The 15,934-nt window shown below is 59.9% G+C and carries 16 protein-coding genes; 15 read left to right on the top strand and 1 reads right to left on the bottom strand.

The window, feature by feature from the left end; all coding sequences use genetic code 11:
• Positions 1–69 precede the first annotated feature (69 nt).
• Entirely contained in the window at positions 70–852 is a 783-nt protein-coding gene (gene map / locus ACZ5BO_RS07240) for a type I methionyl aminopeptidase (protein ID WP_025127638.1), read from the bottom strand.
• A gap of 406 nt (positions 853–1,258) precedes the next feature.
• Between map and rpsB the strand changes: the two genes are divergently transcribed.
• The 15 genes from rpsB to rnhB all read left to right on the top strand — a co-directional run bounded on the left by rpsB (position 1,259) and on the right by rnhB (position 15,905).
• Positions 1,259–1,996 carry a 30S ribosomal protein S2 gene (gene rpsB, locus ACZ5BO_RS07245; protein WP_011059524.1) on the top strand — a complete coding sequence of 246 codons (738 nt, stop codon included), beginning with the start codon at positions 1,259–1,261 and terminating at the stop codon, positions 1,994–1,996.
• A gap of 201 nt (positions 1,997–2,197) precedes the next feature.
• Entirely contained in the window at positions 2,198–3,061 is an 864-nt protein-coding gene (gene tsf / locus ACZ5BO_RS07250; RefSeq protein ID WP_025127639.1) for a translation elongation factor Ts, read from the top strand.
• Positions 3,062–3,268: 207 nt separating this feature from the next.
• Complete coding sequence (pyrH, locus tag ACZ5BO_RS07255; protein ID WP_011059526.1) at positions 3,269–4,012, top strand: UMP kinase; 744 nt, start codon at positions 3,269–3,271, stop codon at positions 4,010–4,012.
• On the top strand, positions 4,009–4,566 hold the full coding sequence (frr, locus tag ACZ5BO_RS07260) for a ribosome recycling factor (RefSeq protein WP_025127640.1): 558 nt from the start codon (positions 4,009–4,011) through the stop codon (positions 4,564–4,566). The genes pyrH and frr overlap by 4 nt, the downstream gene beginning before the upstream one ends.
• A 15-nt stretch (positions 4,567–4,581) precedes the next feature.
• Positions 4,582–5,337, top strand: coding sequence for a polyprenyl diphosphate synthase (gene uppS / locus ACZ5BO_RS07265; RefSeq protein WP_464698977.1), 756 nt, complete (start codon positions 4,582–4,584; stop codon positions 5,335–5,337).
• On the top strand, positions 5,337–6,143 hold the full coding sequence (locus tag ACZ5BO_RS07270) for a phosphatidate cytidylyltransferase (protein WP_464698979.1): 807 nt from the start codon (positions 5,337–5,339) through the stop codon (positions 6,141–6,143). Before uppS ends, ACZ5BO_RS07270 begins: the two co-directional genes overlap by 1 nt.
• Positions 6,140–7,330: a 1-deoxy-D-xylulose-5-phosphate reductoisomerase gene (gene ispC, locus ACZ5BO_RS07275; RefSeq protein ID WP_025127643.1), complete on the top strand. Its 1,191-nt coding sequence runs from the start codon at positions 6,140–6,142 to the stop codon at positions 7,328–7,330. Before ACZ5BO_RS07270 ends, ispC begins: the two co-directional genes overlap by 4 nt.
• A 49-nt stretch (positions 7,331–7,379) precedes the next feature.
• Positions 7,380–8,732, top strand: a complete 1,353-nt coding sequence (gene rseP, locus ACZ5BO_RS07280) for a sigma E protease regulator RseP (protein WP_464698981.1) — start codon at positions 7,380–7,382, stop codon at positions 8,730–8,732.
• Between the two features lie 74 nt (positions 8,733–8,806).
• Positions 8,807–11,197: an outer membrane protein assembly factor BamA gene (bamA, locus tag ACZ5BO_RS07285; protein ID WP_025127645.1), complete on the top strand. Its 2,391-nt coding sequence runs from the start codon at positions 8,807–8,809 to the stop codon at positions 11,195–11,197.
• Between the two features lie 45 nt (positions 11,198–11,242).
• Positions 11,243–11,746: an OmpH/Skp family outer membrane protein gene (locus ACZ5BO_RS07290; protein ID WP_025127646.1), complete on the top strand. Its 504-nt coding sequence runs from the start codon at positions 11,243–11,245 to the stop codon at positions 11,744–11,746.
• Positions 11,747–11,749: 3 nt separating this feature from the next.
• Positions 11,750–12,805, top strand: a complete 1,056-nt coding sequence (lpxD, locus tag ACZ5BO_RS07295) for a UDP-3-O-(3-hydroxymyristoyl)glucosamine N-acyltransferase (RefSeq protein WP_464698984.1) — start codon at positions 11,750–11,752, stop codon at positions 12,803–12,805.
• Positions 12,806–12,914: 109 nt separating this feature from the next.
• A complete protein-coding gene (gene fabZ / locus ACZ5BO_RS07300) occupies positions 12,915–13,355 on the top strand; it encodes a 3-hydroxyacyl-ACP dehydratase FabZ (protein ID WP_007924058.1) in 441 nt (146 codons plus the stop codon).
• Positions 13,352–14,128, top strand: coding sequence for an acyl-ACP--UDP-N-acetylglucosamine O-acyltransferase (gene lpxA / locus ACZ5BO_RS07305; RefSeq protein ID WP_464698987.1), 777 nt, complete (start codon positions 13,352–13,354; stop codon positions 14,126–14,128). Before fabZ ends, lpxA begins: the two co-directional genes overlap by 4 nt.
• Positions 14,129–14,130: 2 nt before the next feature.
• Positions 14,131–15,261, top strand: coding sequence for a lipid-A-disaccharide synthase (gene lpxB, locus ACZ5BO_RS07310; protein WP_025127649.1), 1,131 nt, complete (start codon positions 14,131–14,133; stop codon positions 15,259–15,261).
• Between the two features lie 11 nt (positions 15,262–15,272).
• Positions 15,273–15,905, top strand: a complete 633-nt coding sequence (gene rnhB, locus ACZ5BO_RS07315; protein WP_025127650.1) for a ribonuclease HII — start codon at positions 15,273–15,275, stop codon at positions 15,903–15,905.
• Positions 15,906–15,934 lie beyond the last annotated feature (29 nt).

Genomic DNA, 15,934 nt, shown 5'->3' on the forward strand with positions numbered 1-15,934 from the left:
TCCTTTCTATCTATAAGGTCGGGACGCGGCGCTTGGGTCTGTCACCCTGCGGCGACAGACTCCGGGGAGTCAGGCAGAAACCCGGGCGATGGTGTCGTCGCTGCGCAGGGTGAAGATCTCGTAGCCGGTCTCGGTCACCAGCAGGGTGTGTTCCCACTGTGCCGAAAGCTTGCGGTCCTTGGTGATGGCGGTCCAGCCGTCGCCCAGCACCTTGGTGTCGGCCTTGCCCTGGTTGATCATCGGCTCGATGGTGAAGGTCATGCCGGCCTTGAGTTCCATGCCGGTGCCCGCACGCCCGTAGTGCAGGATCTGCGGCTCTTCGTGGAACACCTTGCCGATGCCGTGGCCGCAGAACTCGCGGACCACCGAAAAACCGTTCTTTTCCGCGTGCTTCTGGATCACTTCACCGATGTCGCCCAGGCGGCAGCCCGGCTTGACCAGTTCGATGGCCTTGTACATGCATTCCTGGGTGATCTGCGACAGGCGCTCGGCCCACACCGGCACGCTGCCGACGTGGAACATGCGGCTGGTATCGCCGTGGTAGCCGTCCTTGATCACAGTGACGTCTATGTTCAGGGTGTCGCCATCCTTCAGCGGCTTCTCGTTGGGAATGCCGTGGCACACCACGTGGTTGATCGAGGTGCAGATGGACTTGGGGAACCCCTTGTAATTCAGCGGGGCAGGGATCGCACCCTGCACATTGACGATGTAGTCATGGCAGATGCGGTCCAGTTCTTCGGTGGTCACACCGGGTTTGACATGCTCGGCAATCATTTCCAGCACGTCGGCGGCCAGTTTGCCGGCGACACGCATTTTGGCGATGTCCTCGGGAGTTTTGAGGGTGACGGTCATACAGGCTCTCTTGACGCTCAGGGGCGCGATAAACACGGAATGGCTTGAAAACCTGCAGTTGCAAAGCGGGGCCTACGGTGGGCCGGTGAGGTTTTCAGAAGCCGCAAAGGTGCGATTCTAACAGACGGCCAGCGTAAATCTGAGGTTCTGCTGGCGCTTCTCTCTATACAATGGTGCATTCTGGCGCGATTCCAAGGGCGGGGCAAAAAGTGCACGGATCAGCGGATGTGAATCCGGGTTCCGTTTTCGCCCTTGCTGTGGTATAAAATGCGCCGCTTTCCGGGGATGCCCCGAAAAGCCCAAACCCACACACGTGTCGACACGATGACCTGGGTGCCCTCAGCACAAGCTGTTGGTTGGTCATTGGGATACGTGGAGGCCTAACCCGACTTATTAAGGAACTATCATGTCCCAAGTCAACATGCGCGATATGCTGAAGGCCGGTGTGCACTTCGGTCACCAAACCCGTTACTGGAATCCGAAAATGGGTAAGTACATTTTCGGCGCGCGCAACAAGATTCACATCATCAACCTTGAAAAAACCCTGCCAATGTTCAACGAAGCTCTGACTTTCGTAGAGCGTCTGGCCCAGGGCAAAAACAAGATTCTGTTCGTCGGCACCAAGCGTTCCGCTGGCAAGATCGTTGCTGAAGAAGCAGCACGTTGCGGTTCGCCGTACGTCGATCACCGCTGGTTGGGCGGCATGCTGACCAACTACAAGACCATTCGTGCTTCCATCAAGCGTCTGCGTGACCTTGAAGTACAGGCCGAAGACGGTACTTTCGCCAAGCTGACCAAGAAAGAGGCGCTGATGCGCACTCGCGATCTGGAAAAGCTGGATCGTTCGCTGGGCGGTATCAAGGACATGGGCGGTCTGCCTGACGCACTGTTCGTGATCGACGTTGACCACGAGCGCATCGCGATCACCGAAGCCAACAAGCTGGGCATCCCGGTCATCGGCGTTGTCGACACCAACAGCAGCCCGGAAGGCGTTGACTACATCATCCCAGGCAACGATGACGCCATCCGCGCCATCCAGCTGTACATGGGTTCGATGGCTGACGCTGTGATCCGTGGTCGCAACAACGTTGCTGGCGGCACCGAAGTGTTCGAAGAAGCTGCAGCACCGGCGGCTGAAGCCTGAGTAACTGACGCTTAGCGTTTACTCAGTACGCAAAAAGGGGGCTTGGCCCCCTTTTTGCCAACTCGAAAATCATTTTGTCGAGCCCCCTGCAGTTTCTGTAATGGGCGGCTGCTATGAGATGACTTCGGGGCAAGGCCCAAGAATTGAACGCCCGTTCGATCGGGTGGAATGGTTGAAAACCTATCCAAGAGGATTTTGAAAATGGCAGAGATTACTGCAGCGCTGGTTAAAGAACTGCGCGAGCGTACCGGCGAAGGCATGATGGATTGCAAAAAGGCCTTGACCAAGGCCGGCGGCGACATCGAGAAAGCCATTGATGACATGCGTGCTTCCGGCGCGATCAAGGCTGCCAAGAAAGCAGGCAACGTTGCTGCTGAAGGCGCCATCGCCATCAAGGAAGACGGCAAGGCTGCCGTGATCATCGAAGTCAACTCGCAGACCGACTTCCTGGCCCTGCAAGACGACTTCAAGAACTTCGTCAACGCATGCGTTGAAAAAGCCTTCGCTGAAAAAATGACCGACGCAGCTCCGCTGATCGCCGCTCAGGAATCGGCTCGTGAAGCGCTGGTTGCCAAAGTCGGCGAGAACGTCAACATCCGTCGCCTGGCGCGCATCGAAGCTGACGTACTGGGTTCGTACCTGCACGGCAACAAGATCGGTGTTGTGGTCGCTCTGAAAGGCGGCAACGCCGAGCTGGCCAAGGACATCGCCATGCACGTAGCAGCCAGCAACCCTGAGTTCCTGCTGCCATCGCAAGTTTCCGCTGAAGCCATCGAGCGCGAGAAAGGCGTGTTCATGAGCCTCAACGAAGACAAGATGAAGGGCAAGCCTGCCGAAATCGTCGAGAAGATGATTGCCGGTCGCATCAGCAAGTTCCTGGCTGAAGCCAGCCTGGTTGAGCAAGCCTTCGTCAAGAACCCAGAGATCACCGTAGGTACTCTGGCCAAGCAGGGCGGCGCTGAAATCGTTTCCTTCACCTACTTCAAAGTGGGCGAAGGCATCGAGAAGCCAGTGGACAACTTCGCTGAAGAAGTTGCTGCTCAGCTGGCTGCCAGCAAGCAATAAGACAGTTTTCAACTGTCGCCCAGAAGAGGCTGCCCGCTCACGCGCGCAGCCTCTTTTCAAATGGGCAGGACAATTTAGTGATTGACCTTCGGAACCGGTTTACAAAGTCGTGTTCTGATGGCGCTGTGACAGCGTCAAGCTAGAGTGAACGCAGGCTGTAAACAGTCCGCAAAGAATTTTTAAAATACGCCGCAGGAGAGATTCGCAATGGCTCAGCAGGGCAGTGGTTATCAAGCTCGCTATAAACGCATTCTACTCAAGCTTAGCGGCGAGGCCCTGATGGGCTCGGAAGAGTTCGGGATCGATCCCAAGGTGCTGGATCGCATGGCGCTGGAAGTCGGCCAACTGGTCGGTATCGGCGTTCAGGTAGGCTTGGTGATCGGTGGTGGCAACCTGTTCCGTGGTGCCGCACTGAGTGCCGCCGGGATGGATCGGGTCACAGGTGACCACATGGGCATGCTGGCCACTGTAATGAACGCCCTGGCCATGCGCGATGCGCTGGAACGTGCGAATATCTCGGCCATCGTGATGTCGGCCATTTCCATGGTCGGCGTGACCGATCATTATGATCGCCGCAAGGCCATGCGCCACCTGAACTCCAAAGAGGTGGTGATCTTCGCGGCCGGTACCGGCAACCCGTTCTTCACCACCGACTCTGCAGCCTGCCTGCGAGCCATCGAGATCGATGCCGATGTCGTGCTCAAGGCAACCAAGGTGGATGGTGTTTACACTGCAGATCCGTTCAAAGACCCGCATGCCGAGAAGTTCGATCATCTGACTTACGATGAAGTGCTGGATCGCAAGCTGGGAGTGATGGACCTGACGGCCATCTGCCTGTGCCGCGACCACAAGATGCCGCTGCGGGTATTTAACATGAACAAGCCCGGCGCCCTGCTGAATATCGTGCATGGTGGCGCTGAAGGAACCCTGATCGAGGAAGGCGAACAATGATCAACGAAATCAAGAAAGACGCTCAAGAGCGCATGAAGAAATCCCTGGAGTCCCTGGCGCATGCGTTCAGCCGCATCCGTACCGGCCAGGCTCACCCGAGTATTCTGGCGGGCGTGATGGTGCCTTACTATGGCGCCGACACCCCGATCAACCAGGTGGCCAACGTTACCGTCAAGGATTCTCGTACCCTGCAGGTCGTGGCGTTCGAGCGCAACATGCTGGCAGCCGTGGACAAGGCGATCCAGAGCTCCGGCCTGGGCTTCAACCCGACCAACCTGGGCGAGTTGTTGCTGATCACCATGCCGGCCTTGACCGAGGAAACCCGCAAGGGCTTCACCAAGCAGGCTCGCGAAGCGGCTGAAGATGCCCGTATTGCCGTGCGCAACGTGCGTCGTGACGCCCTGAGCCAGCTCAAGGACTTGGTCAAGGAAAAAGAAATCAGTGAGGACGACGAGCGTCGTGCGGCTGACGAGATCCAGAAACTGACCGACAAGTTCGTGGCGGAAATCGAAGTGGCCGTGAAGCAGAAAGAAGCGGACTTGATGGCCGTATAAGGGTCAGGCGTTTTCATGGAAAAGACCAAGCAGCCTGTATCGTCCTCGGTACCGCGACACGTCGCGATCATCATGGACGGTAATAATCGCTGGGCAAAAAAACGCTTTATGCCGGGGGTTGCCGGGCATAAAGCGGGTGTTGACGCGGTGCGTGCAGTCATCGAGGTGTGTGCCGAGGCCAAGGTCGAGGTGCTGACCCTGTTCGCCTTTTCCAGTGAAAACTGGCAGCGCCCGGCCGAGGAAGTCAGTGCCTTGATGGATCTGTTCTTCAAGGCCTTGCGCCGTGAGGCCAAGCGCCTCAACGAGAACAACATCAGCCTGAGGATCATTGGCGATCGCTCGCGTTTTCATCCCGAGTTGCAAGCGGCGATGCGTGAAGCGGAAGCCATCACTGCCGGCAGTGGCCGCTTCATCCTGCAGATCGCCGCCAATTACGGCGGCCAGTGGGATATCGCCCAGGCCGCCCAGCGCCTGGCACGCGAAGTCCAGGCCGGGCACTTGCGGCCCGAGGACATCACGCCGGGCCTGTTGCAGACCTGCCTGGCCACTGGCGATCTGCCATTGCCCGACCTGTGCATCCGGACCGGTGGTGAGCATCGCATCAGCAACTTCCTGTTGTGGCAGTTGGCTTACGCCGAACTGTATTTCTCCGACCTGTATTGGCCGGACTTCAAACACGAAGCCATGCGTACTGCATTGGCCGATTACGCCTCTCGGCAGCGCCGCTTCGGTAAGACGAGCGAGCAGGTCGAGGCTGGAGCCCGGGTTTAATGCTTAAACAACGAATCATTACTGCGCTGATCCTGCTGCCGATCGCCTTGTGCGGGTTCTTCCTGCTCGAAGGTTCGGGGTTCGCCCTGTTCATCGGCGTGGTCGTCAGCCTGGGTGCCTGGGAATGGGCGCGCCTGGCAGGCTTCGAGGCGCAGCCGGCCCGGGTGGCCTACGCAGTGGCGATAGCGGCGCTGTTGTTCGTGATGCACCTGGTGCCCGGCGTCGCGCCTTGGGTCCTGGGGGCGGCGGTGCTGTGGTGGGGGTTAGCGACTTTCCTGGTGCTCACCTACCCGCGTACCCGTGATCAGTGGTCCGGTGCTGCACCCAAGCTGTTGATTGGTCTGTTGATCCTGCTGCCGGCCTGGCAGGGCCTGGTGTTCATCAAGCAGTTGCCCCTGGGCAACTGGCTGATCATGGCGGTGATGGTTTTGGTGTGGGGCGCGGATATCGGCGCCTACTTCTCCGGCAAGGCCTTCGGCAAGCGCAAGCTGGCGCCACAGGTCAGCCCCGGCAAGAGCTGGGAGGGCGTGTATGGCGGCCTGGCCTTGAGCCTGGTGATCACCGCTGTGGTCGGGCTGGTGCGAGGCTGGAGCCTGGGGCAGATCCTTCTGGGGTTGCTGAGCGCGGCCATCGTGGTCTTCATCTCGGTGGTCGGTGACCTGACCGAGAGCATGTTCAAGCGCCAGGCCGGGATCAAGGACAGCAGCAACCTGCTGCCCGGGCACGGCGGCGTGCTCGATCGGATCGATAGCCTGACCGCTGCCATCCCGGTATTCGCGGTGCTGCTGTGGATGGCTGCGCCGTGAGTGCTGTGCAACAGATTACGGTTCTGGGGGCTACCGGCTCCATCGGCCTGAGTACGCTGGATGTCATCGCTCGGCATCCGGACCGCTATCAGGTGTTCGCCCTCACCGGCTTCAGCCGTTTGCCTGAGCTGCTGGCCTTGTGCGTGCGCCATGTGCCGCGCTTTGCCGTGGTGCCTGAGGCTGCCGCAGCCAGGCGTTTGCAGGAAGATCTGCAAGCGGCCGGGCTGGCGACCCGGGTGCTGGTGGGTGAGCAGGGGTTGTGTGAAGTCGCCTCGGCGCCCGAGGTCGATGCAGTAATGGCGGCGATCGTCGGGGCGGCGGGCTTGCGTCCCACGCTTGCCGCCGTGGAGGCAGGCAAGAAGATCCTCCTGGCCAATAAAGAAGCGCTGGTGATGTCCGGCGCGCTGTTCATGCAGGCGGTGGGCAAGAGCGGCTCGGTGCTGCTGCCCATCGACAGTGAGCACAATGCGATCTTTCAATGCATGCCCGGGGACTTCTCCCGCGGGCTGAGCCAGGTGGGGGTGCGGCGGATTCTGCTGACCGCCTCGGGTGGTCCGTTCCGTCAGACACCGCTGGCCGAGCTCGAGCATGTCTCGCCGGAGCAGGCCTGTGCTCACCCGAACTGGTCCATGGGGCGCAAGATCTCGGTGGACTCGGCAAGCATGATGAACAAGGGGCTGGAGCTTATCGAGGCCTGCTGGCTGTTCGATGCCAAGCCTTCCCAGGTCGAAGTGGTGGTGCACCCGCAAAGCGTGATCCATTCGTTGGTGGACTATGTCGACGGTTCGGTGCTGGCGCAGTTGGGCAACCCTGACATGCGGACCCCTATCGCCAATGCCCTGGCCTGGCCGGAGCGCATCGATTCCGGGGTGGCCCCGCTGGATCTGTTCGCCATCGCTCGCCTGGATTTCCAGGCGCCCGACGAACAGCGGTTCCCTTGCCTGCGCCTGGCGCGCCAAGCTGCCGAGGCGGGGGGCAGTGCTCCGGCGATGTTGAATGCGGCCAATGAAGTGGCGGTTTCGGCGTTTCTCGAACGGCGCATCCGTTACCCCGAGATCGCGAGTATCATCGATGAGGTTTTGGCTCGTGAGCCTGCGGTCGCAGTCAATGAGCTCGATGCAGTGTTTGCGGCAGACGCCAAGGCCCGCGGCCTGGCGCAACAATGGTTGCAGCGTAACGGGCGATAGGATGCGCGGCCGGGGCGAGTGGCGGCGAATAGGATTGCGGAGAAACTAGATGAGCGCGCTCTATATGATTGTCGGCACCCTGGTAGCCCTGGGCGTGCTGGTCACCTTCCACGAGTTCGGCCACTTCTGGGTCGCACGTCGCTGTGGCGTCAAGGTCCTGCGGTTCTCCGTAGGCTTCGGCATGCCTCTGTTGCGCTGGCACGATCGTCGTGGCACCGAATTCGTGATCGCCGCCATTCCCCTGGGCGGCTATGTGAAGATGCTCGACGAGCGCGAGGGCGAGGTGGCGGCCGAAGAGCTGGACCAATCCTTCAATCGCAAGTCCGTGCGCCAGCGCATCGCCATTGTTGCTGCAGGCCCTATTGCCAATTTCCTTCTGGCCCTGGTGTTCTTCTGGGCGCTGGCGATGCTGGGCAGCCAGCAGGTGCGGCCGGTCATCGGCGATGTCGAGGCGGGCAGTATCGCGGCCAAGGCCGGCCTCGGTGCGGGTGAGGAAATCGTCGCGATCGACGGTGAACCCACTACAGGTTGGGCGGCGGTGAATCTGCAGTTGGTTCGGCGCCTGGGTGAAAGCGGTACCTTGCAAGTGCTGGTGCGCGAGCAGGGGGCGAGCGTGGACTCGCCGCGCCAGTTGATGCTGGACAAGTGGCTCAAGGGGGCTGATGAGCCTGATCCGATTCGTTCGCTGGGGATTCGCCCGTGGCGCCCGGCGTTGCCGCCGGTGCTGGCCGAACTCGATCCGAAAGGCCCGGCCCAGGCTGCCGGCCTGAAGACAGGCGATCGCCTGCTGGCGCTTGACGAGCAGGCGCTGACCGACTGGCAGCAAGTGGTGGATTGGGTGCGTGTACACCCTGATACCAAAATTGTGCTGCATGTCGAACGCGATGGTGCTCAAATCGCCGTCCCGGTGACCCTGGCCAGTCGCGGCGAAAGCAAGGCGCCAAATGGTTACCTGGGAGCCGGGGTAAAAGCTGTCGACTGGCCGCCAGAGATGCTCCGCGAGGTCAGCTACGGGCCATTGCAAGCGATTGGCGAAGGCGCCCGGCGCACTTGGACCATGAGCGTCCTGACCCTGGAATCACTGAAGAAAATGTTGTTCGGCGAGCTCTCGGTAAAAAACTTGAGTGGACCGATAACCATTGCTAAAGTGGCGGGCGCTTCTGCCCAGTCGGGCATTGCTGATTTCTTGAATTTCCTTGCTTATCTGAGTATTAGCCTGGGTGTTCTGAATTTGCTGCCCATCCCGGTACTGGATGGGGGGCATTTGTTGTTTTATCTGATCGAGTGGGCGCGTGGTCGTCCCTTGTCGGATCGGGTGCAGGGTTGGGGGATACAGATCGGTATCAGCTTGGTGGTCGGAGTCATGCTGCTTGCTCTGGTCAACGATCTGGGTCGTCTGTAACGCTTCGCTGAATTGCGAATCTGCCGCATTTTGCGGCAGTTTGTTTATTGCCAGTTGGAATAAGAAAGGACTTCATGAAACGTCTGCTGCTAACTGCGGTTCTCACCGTATTGATGATCGCCGAAGTTCACGCCGAGTCCTTCACTATCTCCGATATCCGGGTCAACGGGCTTCAGCGCGTTTCCGCGGGTAGCGTCTTTGGGGCCTTGCCGTTGAACGTCGGCGAGCAGGCGGATGACCGTCGCCTGGTGGAATCCACTCGTGCGCTGTTCAAAACCGGCTTCTTCCAAGACATCCAGCTGGGCCGCGATGGCAACGTCCTGGTCATCACAGTAGTCGAGCGGCCGTCGGTTGCCAGTATCGAGATCGAAGGCAACAAGGCGATCTCGACTGAAGACCTGATGAAAGGCCTCAAGCAGTCCGGTCTGTCCGAAGGTGAAATCTTCCAGCGTGCGACCCTCGAAGGCGTGCGTAACGAACTGCAGCGTCAATATGTCGCTCAGGGCCGCTACTCGGCCACCGTCGAGACCGAAGTGGTACCGCAGCCGCGCAACCGTGTCGGCCTGAAGGTCAACATCAACGAAGGTACGGTCGCTGCCATCCAGCACATCAACGTGGTGGGCAACACGGTCTTTCCCGACGAGGACCTGATCGGCCTGTTCGAACTCAAGACCACCAACTGGCTGTCGTTCTTCAAGAACGATGACAAGTACGCTCGTGAAAAGCTTTCCGGTGACCTGGAACGCCTGCGTTCCTATTACCTGGACCGTGGCTATATCAACATGGATATCGCTTCGACCCAGGTGTCCATCACCCCGGACAAGAAGCACGTCTACATCACCGTCAACGTCAACGAAGGCGAGAAGTACAGCGTTCGTGACGTGAAACTCAGCGGCGACCTGAAAGTGCCTGAAGACCAGGTCAAGGCGCTGTTGCTGGTGGAGAAGGGCCAGGTGTTCTCGCGCAAGCTGATGACCACCACCTCCGAACTGATCACCCGCCGTCTGGGTAACGAAGGCTACACCTTCGCCAACGTCAACGGCGTGCCTCAGCCACACGATGAAGATCACACCGTGGACATCACCTTCGTGGTGGATCCAGGCAAGCGTGCCTACGTCAACCGCATCAACTTCCGTGGCAACACCAAGTCCGAGGACGAAGTGCTGCGTCGCGAGATGCGTCAGATGGAAGGTGGCTGGGCTTCGACCTACCTGATCGACCAATCCAAGACCCGCCTCGAGCGTCTGGGCTTCTTCAAGGAAGTCAACGTCGAGACTCCGGCGGTTCCGGGGGTCGACGACCAGGTCGACGTGAACTACGCCGTTGAAGAACAGGCCTCCGGCTCGATCACCGCCAGCGTTGGTTTCGCCCAGAGCGCCGGTCTGATCCTCGGTGGCTCGATTACCCAGAACAACTTCCTGGGTACCGGTAACAAGGTCAGCATCGGCCTGACCCGCAGCGAATACCAGAGCCGCTACAACTTCGGCTACGTTGACCCCTACTGGACCGCCGATGGCGTGAGCCTGGGCTACAACGCTTTCTATCGCACCACTGACTACAAAGACCTCGACGTCGACGTGGCCAGCTACGCGGTGGACAGCCTGGGTGCCGGCGTCAGCGTGGGCTACCCGATCAGTGAGACTTCGCGTCTGACCTTCGGCCTGACCGCGCAGCAGGACAAGATCAAGACCGGCCTGTACACCGTCGATGAAATTTTCGACTTCGTGAACAAGCAGGGCGACAACTACCTCAACTTCAAGGCCTCGGCCGGCTGGTCCGAGTCGACCCTGAACAAAGGCGTGCTGGCGACCCGTGGTCACTCGCAAAGCCTGGTATTGGAAACCACTACGCCAGGCAGCGACCTGTCGTTCTTCAAGCTCGACTACCGTGGCCAGTTGTTCACTCCGCTGAGTGAAAACTACACCATGCGCTTCCATACCGAATTGGGTTATGGCGATGGTTTCGGCGACACCAAAGGCTTGCCGTTCTACGAGAACTACTATGCTGGTGGCTTCAACTCGGTTCGCGGCTTCAAGGACAGTACCCTGGGCCCGCGCAGTACTCCGAGCCGTGGCGTGGGTGTAACCGGTAACTCCGGCACTGCTGCAGACCCTGATCAGGATCCGCTGCCATTCGGTGGCAACGTGTTGATCCAGGGTGGTGCCGAGCTGCTGTTCCCGCTGCCATTCGTCAAGGATCAACGCTCTTTGCGGACCTCGCTGTTCTGGGATGTGGGTAACGTCTTCAACTCCCGCTGTGAAAGCACGTCCAACACCATTGCTGCGTCGAATGTAAAAACTCAGTGCAACGATATCAGCCTGAGCAATCTGGCGAGTTCCGTGGGTGTCGGTGTGACGTGGGTTACCGCCCTGGGTCCACTGAGTTTTGCCTTGGCGATGCCGATCAAGAAACCGGATGACGCTGAAACCCAGGTGTTCCAATTCTCCCTTGGTCAGACTTTCTAATAGCCTGACCCTAGATAACGACAATGGATTTTGTAGGAGTGCATCGTGCGTAAGTTGACTCAATTGGTTCTCCTGGCCACCGTTCTGGTCGCGAGCCCGGCATTTGCCGAAATGAAAATCGCTGTCCTGAACTATCAGATGGCCCTGTTGGAATCCGATGCGGCGAAGAAGTACGCAGTGGACGCCGAGAAGAAGTTCGGCCCACAACTGACCAAGCTGAAAACGCTGGAAAGCAGTGCCAAGGGTATCCAGGATCGCCTGGTTGCCGGTGGTGACAAGATGCAGCAGGGCGAGCGCGAACGTCTGGAGCTTGAGTTCAAGCAAAAGGCTCGCGACTTCCAGTTCCAATCCAAGGAGCTGAACGAAGCCAAGGCCGTTGCTGACCGCGAGATGCTCAAGCAGCTGAAGCCGAAGCTGGACAGCGCGGTTGAAGAAGTCATCAAGAAAGGTGCTTTCGACCTGGTCTTCGAGCGTGGCGCAGTGATCGATGTCAAACCTCAGTACGACATCACTCGCCAGGTTATCGAGCGTATGAATCAGCTGAAGTAAGCCATGACCGCGACTATAAAACTCGGCCAGTTGGCCGAGTTCCTCGGCGCCACCTTGAGTGGCGACGCGGAGAAGGAAATCACTGGGCTAGCCACCTTGCAGGAGGCTGGCCCAGCTCAGTTGAGCTTTTTGGCAAATCCCCAGTACCGCAAATACCTGGTGGACTGTCAGGCCGGTGCGGTGCTGTTGAAGGCCGCCGATGCCGAAGCCTATGTCGGTGACGCATTGGTGGTGGCAGACCCTTACCTGTCCTACGCACGCATTTCCCACCTGTTCGATCCCAAGCCCAAGGCTGCGGCCGGTATCCATGCTTCTGCAGTGATCGCTGCTGATGCGCTGGTAGACCCTGCTGCAAGCGTCGGTGCATTTGCGGTGGTCGAGAGCGGTGCGCGAATTGCTGCTGGCGTGACCATCGGTGCCCATTGCTTTATCGGCGCCCGCTGCGAGATCGGTGAAGGTGGCTGGCTGGCACCGCGAGTGACCCTGTATCACGATGTGCGTATCGGCAAGCGCGTGGTGATTCAGTCGGGCGCAGTACTGGGTGGCGAAGGCTTTGGTTTTGCCAACGAAAAGGGCATCTGGCAGAAGATCGCGCAGATTGGCGGTGTGACCATCGGTGACGATGTGGAGATCGGCGTCAACACGGCGATCGACCGCGGCGCCCTGGCCGATACCGTGATCGGCAACGGTGTGAAGCTGGACAACCAGATTCAGATCGCCCACAACGTCCAGGTCGGTGACCACACCGCCATGGCCGCCTGTGTGGGGATTTCCGGCAGCACCAAGATCGGCAAGCACTGTATGCTCGCGGGTGGTGTAGGCCTGGTGGGACACATCGAGATTTGCGACAACGTGTTCCTCACCGGGATGACCATGGTGACCCACTCGATCACCGAGCCGGGGGCCTACTCTTCCGGCACTGCCATGCAGCCTGCTGCCGAGTGGCGCAAAAGTGCGGCACGTATCCGCCAGCTTGATGACCTTGCACGGCGTCTGCGTCAGTTGGAAAAGCGCGTTGGGGGCGTGACCCCTGATGGCAATGCTTCATCAGATGGCTGATACCATTTCCATATCAAGTGTGCACAGCCGCTAGACTGCCTCCTTGATTTGCTAGAGGAGCGTGCATTAGTCGCGCGCTCCCACTCTTTACTACAGGCTTCCCCCCGAAATGATGGACATCAACGAGATTCGCGAATACCTGCCTCACCGTTACCCTTTCCTGTTGGTGGATCGGGTGGTGGATCTGGATGTTGAGGGCAAGTGCATTCGTGCCTACAAGAATGTCAGCATCAACGAGCCGTTTTTCAACGGTCACTTCCCTGCGCACCCGATCATGCCAGGCGTGCTGATCATCGAGGCCATGGCTCAAGCTGCGGGCATTCTCGGCTTCAAGATGCTCGACGTGAAACCCGCCGACGGCACCCTCTACTACTTCGTCGGCTCCGACAAGCTGCGCTTTCGCCAGCCGGTACTGCCGGGTGACCAGTTGATCCTGGAAGCCAAGTTCATCAGCTGCAAGCGCCAGATCTGGAAGTTCGAGTGCCAGGCGTCGGTAGATGGCAAGCCGGTCTGCTCCGCGGAAATCATCTGCGCGGAACGCAAACTATGAGTTTGATTGACCCTCGCGCAATCATCGATCCGACGGCCATGCTGGCCGACGACGTTGAGGTCGGCCCGTGGTCGATCGTCGGCGCTGGTGTGGAAATCGGCGAGGGTACTGTGATCGGGCCCCATGTGATTCTCAAGGGCCCTACGCGGATTGGCAGGCACAACCGCATCTACCAGTTCTCATCGGTAGGTGAGGACACCCCTGACCTGAAGTACAAGGGCGAGGAAACCCGCCTGGTGATCGGTGATCACAATGTGATCCGCGAAGGCGTGACCATTCATCGTGGCACCATCCAGGATCGTGCGGAAACCACCCTGGGCGATCACAACCTGGTCATGGCCTATGCCCACATCGGGCATGACAGTGTCATCGGCAACCATTGCATCCTGGTCAACAACACTGCCTTGGCCGGCCATGTGCACGTGGACGACTGGGCGATCCTTTCCGGTTTCACCCTGGTGCACCAGTACTGCCATATTGGCGCCCATAGTTTTTCCGGGATGGGCACTGCCATCGGCAAGGATGTACCGGCGTTCGTCACGGTGTTCGGCAACCCTGCAGAAGCCCGCAGCATGAATTTCGAGGGCATGCGTCGTCGCGGTTTCAGCGAGGATGCGATCCATGCCCTGCGCCGTGCCTACAAGGTGGTCTACCGCCAGGGGCTGACTGTTGATCAAGCCTTGGCCGAGTTGGCCGAGCCTGCTGCCCAGTTTCCCGAAGTCGCGGTCTTTCGCGACTCGATCCAGTCTTCGACTCGCGGCATTACCCGTTAATCATGAGCACTCTGCGTATTGCGCTGGTGGCTGGCGAAGCCTCCGGCGACATTCTCGGCGCCGGTTTGATGCGTGCCCTCAAGGCCCAGCATCCGACCGTCGAATTCATTGGTGTCGGCGGTCCGCTGATGCAGGCCGAAGGCCTGACGTCCTACTTCCCCATGGAGCGCCTTGCGGTCATGGGGCTGGTGGAGGTGCTCGGGCGGCTGCGTGAGTTACTGGCTCGCCGCAAGAAGCTGATCCAGACCCTGATTGCCGAAAAACCGGATGTATTCATCGGCATCGACGCTCCTGATTTCACCCTGAACATCGAACTCAAACTGCGTCAGGCCGGGATCAAGACCGTGCATTACGTCAGCCCGTCGGTCTGGGCCTGGCGGCAGAAACGGGTCCTGAAGATCCGTGAAGGCTGCGATCTGATGCTCACCCTGTTTCCCTTCGAGGCCAGGTTCTACGAAGAGAAGGGCGTGCCGGTGAAGTTCGTCGGGCACTCCCTGGCCGATGCCATTCCGCTTGAGGCCGATCGGGCCGCGGCACGCGCCGAACTGGGCCTGCCCGATGGCCCGCTGGTGGCCTTGATGCCCGGTAGTCGAGGCGGTGAAGTGGGACGCCTGGGGGCCTTGTTCCTCGACGCCGCTCAGCGCCTGCGAGCGTTGCGCCCCGGTGTGCGCTTCATCATGCCGTGCGCCAGCCCCGAGCGGCGGGTTCAGCTGGAAGAGCTGCTGGCCAGCCGCGACCTGCCGCTGACCCTGCTCGATGGACAGTCCCACAAGGCCCTGGCGGCCTGTGACGCGGTGCTGATCGCCTCCGGTACGGCCACCCTCGAAGCCTTGCTCTACAAGCGTCCGATGGTGGTTGCCTATCGCTTGGCGCCCCTGACCTTCTGGATTCTCAAGCGCATGGTCAAGAGTCCTTATATTTCCCTGCCGAACCTGCTGGCCCAGCGTTTGCTGGTGCCCGAGCTGCTGCAGGATGAGGCGACTGCCGAAGCCCTGGCCCAGACCCTGTCACCGTTGATCGAAGGTGGCGAAGAACAGACTCGCGGTTTTGACCAGATCCATCGGACCCTGCGTCGCGACGCCTCCAACCAGGCCGCGCAAGCGGTGCTCGAACTGATAGGTAAACCGCTGTGAGTAGCGCAAAGATGCAGATGGGCCTGGATTTCACCCTGGTGGCGGATGCCGAGGACCTGGTGGCCGGTGTCGACGAGGTCGGCCGCGGCCCCTTGTGTGGTGCGGTGGTCACGGCAGCGGTGATCCTTGATCCGAAGCGACCGATCGTCGGTCTCAATGACTCGAAGAAACTCACCGAGGCCCGTCGCGAGAAACTGTTCGACGAGATCTGCGAAAAGGCCCTGAGCTGGTGCATTGCCCGGGCCGAGGTCGAGGAGATCGATGAGCTGAACATCCTCCATGCCACCATGCTGGCCATGCAGCGGGCGGTGGAAGGACTGAGTGTGACCCCGAAGCTGGCGATGATCGATGGCAACCGCTGTCCACGCCTCGCCATGCCGGCTGAAGCCGTGGTGAAGGGGGATAGCAAGGTGCCGGCGATTGCCGCGGCGTCGATTCTGGCCAAGGTCAGTCGCGATCGTGAGATGGCCGCCTTTGAATTGATCTACCCGGGCTACGGCATCGGTGGGCACAAGGGCTACCCGACGCCGGTGCACCTTGAGGCCCTGGCGCGCCTTGGGCCGACACCCATTCACCGGCGCTCCTTTGCTCCCGTGCGCTTGGCCTACGAGGCGCTCGAGCGCCTGGACAAGATACCGTCCTGAGGCTGATGTTTTAGTCGGGGCCCGGTACA

It is taken from the genome of Pseudomonas sp. FFPRI_1 (assembly GCF_055384485.1).